This is a genomic window from Streptomyces sp. CRN 30 (assembly GCF_034105845.1).
Map to the genome: position 1 here is coordinate 56,983 of NZ_JAVRHI010000295.1, position 6,572 is coordinate 63,554.

7 protein-coding genes are annotated in these 6,572 nt (G+C 73.2%); 5 read left to right on the forward strand and 2 right to left on the reverse strand.

Annotated elements, in window-relative coordinates:
• Positions 1-16 precede the first annotated feature (16 nt).
• From macS to UW392_RS31500, 4 genes are all read left to right on the forward strand, one after another.
• Positions 17-1,267, forward strand: coding sequence for a MacS family sensor histidine kinase (gene macS / locus UW392_RS31485; protein ID WP_320778567.1), 1,251 nt, complete (start codon positions 17-19; stop codon positions 1,265-1,267).
• A 114-nt stretch (positions 1,268-1,381) separates the two neighbouring features.
• A complete protein-coding gene (locus UW392_RS31490; protein WP_320778568.1) occupies positions 1,382-2,059 on the forward strand; it encodes a response regulator transcription factor in 678 nt (225 codons plus the stop codon).
• 52 nt (positions 2,060-2,111) lie between these two features.
• Complete coding sequence (locus tag UW392_RS31495) at positions 2,112-3,140, forward strand: 6-phosphofructokinase (protein ID WP_320778569.1); 1,029 nt, start codon at positions 2,112-2,114, stop codon at positions 3,138-3,140.
• Between the two features lie 64 nt (positions 3,141-3,204).
• The gene (locus UW392_RS31500) at positions 3,205-4,200 is read left to right on the forward strand and encodes a 2-hydroxyacid dehydrogenase (protein ID WP_320778570.1); all 996 of its coding nucleotides are present in this window, start codon (positions 3,205-3,207) and stop codon (positions 4,198-4,200) included.
• Here UW392_RS31500 and UW392_RS31505 read toward each other — a convergent pair.
• Both UW392_RS31505 and UW392_RS67085 read right to left on the reverse strand, forming a co-directional pair.
• Entirely contained in the window at positions 4,152-6,032 is a 1,881-nt protein-coding gene (locus tag UW392_RS31505) for an anthranilate synthase family protein (protein WP_320778571.1), read from the reverse strand. The two genes, UW392_RS31500 and UW392_RS31505, sit on opposite strands and share 49 nt — an antisense overlap.
• Positions 6,033-6,130: 98 nt before the next feature.
• Positions 6,131-6,187: a trp operon leader peptide gene (locus UW392_RS67085; RefSeq protein ID WP_225634270.1), complete on the reverse strand. Its 57-nt coding sequence runs from the start codon at positions 6,185-6,187 to the stop codon at positions 6,131-6,133.
• Between the two features lie 97 nt (positions 6,188-6,284).
• On the opposite strand from UW392_RS67085, the gene UW392_RS31510 reads away from it, so the two are divergent.
• Positions 6,285-6,572, forward strand: a 288-nt coding sequence (locus tag UW392_RS31510; protein WP_320778572.1) for a 3-deoxy-7-phosphoheptulonate synthase, incomplete at its 3' end; no start/stop codon positions are given.

Below are 6,572 nucleotides of genomic sequence, written 5' to 3' on the forward strand. Positions count from 1 at the left end.
CCGGGGGGTGGGGGACATGGCCAGGCGCGAGCGCGTGATGCGGATGTCGGTCGAGCTGCCGCTGTGGCGTGCGCTCACCGCCTACCGCGTCCTCACGATGGTCTACGCGATCGGCCTCTTCGCCACCGCCTACGACGAGTTCGCCCGCCCCTGGCCGGCCGTCGGCTACTTCGCCGTCCTGGCCGCCTGGACCCTGCTCACGCTGCCCCGGGTGGCCAACGCCGCCGCCTGCACCAAGCGCTTCCTCGCCGCGGACCTCGTCGTCGCCCTCACCGGCATCCTGCTCACCCCGGTCGCCGACAGCGCCGAGCGCATCGAGGCCGGCGGCCCGACCCTGCCGTCGATATGGACCGCGGGTTCCGTGCTGGCCTTCGCCATCAAGGGCGGCTGGCGCTGGGCCGCCCTGGCCTCCACCCTCGTGGCCGTCGCCAACCTGGTCGAGCGCGGCACCGCCGCCCGCGACACCGTGCACAACGTCATCCTCGTCTGGGTCGCCTCCATCGCCATCGGCTACGTCGTCGAGGTCGCCCGCGCCTCCGAGCGCACCCTCGCCCGCGCGCTGGAGATCGAGGCGGCGACCCGGGAGCGGGAGCGGCTCGCCCGGGACATCCACGACAGCGTCCTGCAGGTGCTGGCGATGGTGCAGCGCCGCGGCGCCGTCATCGGCGGTGAGGCGGCCGAGCTGGGCCGGATGGCGGGCGAGCAGGAGGTGGCCCTGCGCACGCTGGTCTCCGGCGGGCTGGTCCCCGTCTCCCGGGTCTCCGAGGACGTCGCCGAGGGCGCCGTCGTCCGCGCGGTGGACGAACCGGAGAGCGATGACCCGGGCGCCCCCGTGGACCTGCGGGCGCTGCTCGCGCCGTGCGCCGGTTCCCGGGTGAGTCTCGCCGAGCCCGGCGCGCCCGTGGAGCTGGCACCGGCCGCCGCCCGTGAGGTCGCGGCGGCCGTCGGCGCGGCCCTGGACAACGTCCGCGCGCACGCCGGTGACGAGGCGCGCGCCTGGATCCTGGTCGAGGACGAGCCGGACGAGGTGATCGTCACCGTCCGCGACGACGGGCCGGGCATCCCCGAGGGACGGCTCGCCGAGGCCGAGGGTGAGGGGCGGCTGGGCGTGGCCCTGTCGATCCGGGGCCGGCTGCGCGACCTCGGCGGCTCCGCCGAGCTGATCTCGGTACCGGGCCAGGGCACGGAGGTCGAGCTGAAGGTACCGAAGAACACGCCCGGAACCGCCGTACCGGGCGGCCGCCCGGGGGAGCGCGGCAGCCGATGACCGGGGGAGCGCGGCGCCCGATGACGGTGGGAGCGCGGCGGCCGATGGCCGGGGAAGAACGGCAGACGACGACGGGGAAAGGCGGCAGACGATGACGGGGGAAGGCGGCAGGCGATGAGTGAGCGGCAGGGGTCCATCAAGGTCATGGTGGTCGACGACCACCCCATGTGGCGTGACGCGGTCGCCCGGGACCTGGCCGAGTCCGGGTTCGAGGTGGTCGCCACCGCGGGCGACGGCGACCAGGCCGTGCGCCGGGCCCGCGCGGCGGCCCCGGACGTCCTCGTCCTCGACCTCAACCTCCCCGGCAAGCCCGGCGTGCAGGTCTGCAAGGAGGTCGTCTCCACCGCGCCCGGCCTGCGCGTCCTGGTGCTGTCGGCCAGCGGCGAGCACGCCGACGTCCTGGAGGCGGTGAAGTCCGGCGCCACCGGCTACCTGCTGAAGTCGGCGTCCACGGAGGAACTCCAGGACGCGGTGCGCCGTACGGCGGCCGGCGACCCGGTCTTCACCCCGGGCCTGGCCGGACTGGTCCTCGGCGAGTACCGCCGCCTCGCCTCCGAACCGGCCCCCGCGCCCGACACCGGCGCGCCCGGCGCGCCCCGCCTCACCGACCGCGAGACGGAGGTGCTGCGCCTGGTCGCCAAGGGCCTGAGCTACAAGCAGATCGCCGAGCGCCTCGTCATCTCCCACCGCACGGTGCAGAACCACGTCCAGAACACCCTCGGCAAGCTCCAGCTGCACAACCGGGTGGAACTGGTGCGGTACGCGATAGAGCGGGGTCTGGACGACGAGTGACCCCGCGCGGCACAGTGGCCTGAACCGCCCGCCGTGACGAGGGAGTTGCGCGATGAGGGTCGGAGTACTGACCGGAGGCGGTGACTGCCCCGGCCTCAACGCCGTCATCAGGGCCGTCGTCCGCAAGGGTGTGCAGGAGTACGGCTACGAGTTCGTCGGCTTCAGGGACGGCTGGCGCGGTCCGCTGGACGGCGCCACCGTCCGCCTCGACATCCCCGCCGTGCGCGGCATCCTGCCCCGCGGCGGGACCGTCCTCGGCTCCTCGCGCACCAACCCGCTCCAGCGCGAGGACGGCATAGCCCGGATCAAGGAGAACCTCGACGCGCTCGGCGTCGACGCGCTCGTCACCATCGGCGGCGAGGACACCCTGGGTGTCGCCGGCCGTCTCGCCGACGAGCACGGCGTGCCCTGCGTCGGCGTCCCGAAGACCATAGACAACGACCTGTCGGCCACCGACTACACCTTCGGCTTCGACACGGCGGTCGGTATCGCCACCGAGGCCATCGACCGGCTGCACACCACCGCCGAGTCCCACATGCGGGTGCTGGTGGTGGAGGTGATGGGCCGGCACGCGGGCTGGATCGCCCTGCACTCGGGACTCGCGGGCGGCGCCAACGTCATCCTCATCCCCGAGCAGCGCTTCGACACCGAGCAGGTCTGCGCCTGGGTGACCTCCCGCTTCCGGGCCTCGTACGCGCCGATCGTGGTCGTCGCCGAGGGCGCGATGCCGAGGGACGGCGAGATGGTGCTCAAGGACCGGTCGCTGGACTCCTTCGGGCACGTACGGCTGTCCGGGGTGGGGGAGTGGCTGGCGCACGAGATCGAGAAGCGGACCGGGAAGGAGGCCCGCACCACCGTCCTCGGCCACGTGCAGCGCGGCGGCACGCCGAGCGCCTTCGACCGCTGGCTCGCCACCCGCTTCGGGCTGCACGCCATCGACTGCGTCCGCGACGGCGACTTCGGCGTCATGGTCGCGCTGCGCGGCACGGACATCGTCCGGGTCCCCATCGCCGAGGCGACGGCCCGCCTGAAGACCGTCGACCCGAGGCTCTACGAGGAGGTCGGGGTGTTCTTCGGCTGACCGGCGCCGCGCGGCGGGGCGCCGTATATTCGGCCCGTAGCCGAGCGGAACGGGAGTGGTGGCCGTGGAGATCCTCGCCTTCGGTGTCCAGGCGGACGAGAAGCCCCTGATCGAGCGGGCCTTCGCGGGCCACGGGGACCTCCGCTGCCTGGACGTCTTCCTCACCGCGGACACCGCCCCCATCGCCGCCGGCCACGAGACCGTCTCCACCTCCGTCAACGCCGACCTCGGCGCGGAGGTGCTGGAGATCCTCGCCGCGGGCGGCACCCGGATGGTGGCCCAGCGCTCCACCGGTTTCAACAACATCGACCTGGCCACGGCCGAGCGGCTCGGCATCACCGTCGCCCGGGTCTCGTACTACTCGCCGTACTCGGTCGCGGAGTTCGCCTGGACGCTCGCCATGGCCGTCAACCGGCGGGTCGTGCGCGCCTCCACCCGCACCCGAGACTTCGACTTCCGCCTCGACGGCCTCATGGGCCGCGACATGCACGGCCGCACCGCGGGCGTCCTCGGCACCGGCAAGATCGGCGAGGCGTTCGCCCGGATCGCCCACGGTTTCGGCATGAACCTGCTCGGCTGGGACGTCGCCGAGAACCCCGCCTGCGTCGGTCTCGGCATGCGCTACGTCGCCAAGGACGAGCTGCTCGCCGAGTCCGACCTGGTCACCCTGCACGTTCCGCTGCTGCCCGAGACCCAGCACCTGATCGACGCGGCCGCCCTGAAGTCGATGCGGAACGACGCGATCCTGGTCAACTCCAGCCGCGGCGGCCTCGTCGACACCGCCGCGCTGGTCGGTGAGTTGCGCGCGGGCCGCTTCACGGGCGTCGGCCTGGACGTGTACGAGGCGGAGGCGGGCCTGTTCTTCCTCGACAAGTCCCTGGAGGCCATCGCCGACGACACCCTGGCCCGCCTCGTCACCTTCCCCAACGTCCTGGTCACCTCGCACCAGGCGTACTACACCCAGGACGCCGTCGGGCAGATCGTCGACGCCACCGTGCGCAACGTCCTGGACTACCGGGCCGGCCGCCGCTCCGAGAACGTGCTCGTGCCGCGCGCCTGACCGGCCAGCTCCCGCACGATCGCCGCGCCGTTCAGCGTCAGCACCGACTCCGGGTGGAACTGCACGGACGCGAAGCCGGGGCCCCGCAGCGCGTGCACCTCGCCGTCGGCGGACCGGCTGACCTCGATGCCGTGCGCGGTCAGCTCCTCGTACGTCTCGTCGTCGCACGCCGCCACGAAACTGTTGTAGAAGCCGACGGTCTCCCGCCGCCCGAACAGGTCGATCTCCGTCTGCGCCCCCTGGTACGGGACCTCCTTGCGGACGATGTCCAGGCCCAGCTCCGCCGCGATCAGCTCGTGACCGAGGCAGACGCCGAGGACGCCGTACCGGTGGTCGCGGACCACGTCGGCGGTCAGGTCGCGCAGGAAGCGCATCTTCGGATCGGCCAGGTCGGCGGGGTCGCCCGGCCCCGGACCCAGCACCAGCGGGCCCTCGTGCGCGAGCGCCGCCGCCCGCAGCCCCGGTTCGTCGTACCGGCGCACCGACACCTCCGCCCCGCCCGAGCGCAGCACGTGCGCGAGCATCGCCGTGAAGGTGTCCTCCCCGTCGACGACCAGGGCGTGCCCGGCCGGCTCCGCGGAGCGCTCCTGCATCCGCAGCCAGAACGGCGCCAGCGACGCGCGGCGCCCGTCCAGCGCGGCCCGCACCCGCGGGTCGTCGGCCAGCCGCGGCCGGTCCGCCTCCGCACGGGGCCTGCCCGGCCGAACGCCCAGCGCCGCGAGGACGCCCGACGCCTTGGCGTGGGTCTCGGCGACCTCGCCCGCCGGGTCCGAGCCGCGCACCAGGGTGGCGCCGACCGGCACCCGCAGCCGCCCGGCCGCGTCGATGTCGGCGGTGCGGATCAGGATGGGGGAGTCCAGGGTCTGCGCGCCGCCGGAGTCCCGGCCGATCAGCGCGAGCGCCCCGGCGTAGTAGCCGCGCCCGCCGCTCTCGTGCCGCTCGATCACCCGGCAGGCGTTCTGCACGGGGGAGCCGGTCACGGTCGCCGCGAACATCGTCTCCCGCAGCACCTCGCGCACGTCCAGCGAGGACTTCCCGCGCAGCTCGTACTCGGTGTGCGCGAGGTGCGCCATCTCCTTGAGCCGGGGCCCGACGACGACGCCGCCCATGTCGCCGACGGTGCACATCATCTTCAGTTCCTCGTCGACGACCATCGACAGCTCCTCGATCTCCTTGCCGTCGGCGAGGAAACCGAGCAGGTGTTCGGGGGTGGGTCCGTCGGCGGGATAGCGGTACGTGCCACTGATCGGGTTCATGACCACCGTGCCGCCGGTCATCCGCACGTGCACCTCAGGACTGGCGCCGACCAGCGTGCGGTCCCCGGTGTGCACCACGAACGTCCAGTACGCGCCCCGCTCGCCCTCCAGGAGGCGCCGGAACAGCGCCAGCGCGTCGGCCGCCGAGAAACCGGGGATCGCGCCCTGGAACGTACGCCGGATGACGAAGTTGGCGCCCTCGCCCCGGCCGATCTCCTCGTCGAGGACCCGGCCGACGATCCCCGCGTATTCCTCGTCGTCGACGTCGAACGCGCCGTCCTCGACCCGGACGCCGTGCCCGGGGAGCTGCTCAAGAGCGGTGGCGAGCGGGAGGACGTACCGCTCCTCGGGGGTCAGCGCCAGCAGCGGCGTGCCGTCGTCGCGGACGTCGAAACCGCGTTCGCGGATCTGGCGGAAGGGGACGAGCGCCAGGCACTCGTCGGGCAGGGCGGCGAGCCGGTCGTGCTCCGTCACCGGGCCGAGCAGCAGCTCCACCGTGTCCTGGGGGTGGCCCGGGGTGCGCCGGTGCAGCAGCGCGAACGGGCGGGGATCGGCGGGCAGGTCTCGCAGGTCCATCGGTCGTGCTCCCTCTGTGGAGGAGAGACGGACCCGGAGCCGGAAAACACCGAAGGCCGCCTCTCGGGCGGCCTTCGCGAAGTCTTGGTGCGCGCGATTCAGTGGGCCGCCGGAGGAGCGGTCCACCACCAGTTCTGGGTCGAATGCGCGAACATGAGCGGCACCCTACCGCACGTCCGTGCCGTGTAGCGGGCGTCTCATTTTCTGGGCACCGTCCGGGAGCCCCCGACCGCACCCCGTAGTGTTGGGTCCGTGACCGTGAACGCTAAGACCAGCGCGAGCGCTGGCAACACCTGGCGAGACCTGCCCGCGGCGCAGCAGCCCGAGTACCCCGACCCCGAGGCTCTGCGCGCAGTGATCGCGGACCTGGAGTCGTATCCGCCGCTCGTCTTCGCGGGCGAGTGCGATCAGCTGCGCGCCCGGATGGCGGCCGTCGCCCAGGGGGAGGCGTTCCTTCTCCAGGGCGGCGACTGCGCCGAGGCGTTCGACGCGGTGTCGGCCGATCACATCCGCAACAAGCTGAAGACGCTGCTGCAGATG

What these genes read in the sequence shown, in the direction of transcription:
- macS (WP_320778567.1), top strand. Translation starts at nt 17, where the DNA reads ATGGCCAGGCGCGAGCGCGTGATGCGGATGTCGGTCGAGCTGCCGCTG.
- UW392_RS31490 (WP_320778568.1), top strand. Translation starts at nt 1,382, where the DNA reads ATGAGTGAGCGGCAGGGGTCCATCAAGGTCATGGTGGTCGACGACCAC.
- UW392_RS31495 (WP_320778569.1), top strand. Translation starts at nt 2,112, where the DNA reads ATGAGGGTCGGAGTACTGACCGGAGGCGGTGACTGCCCCGGCCTCAAC.
- UW392_RS31505 (WP_320778571.1), bottom strand. Translation starts at nt 6,032, where the DNA reads ATGGACCTGCGAGACCTGCCCGCCGATCCCCGCCCGTTCGCGCTGCTG.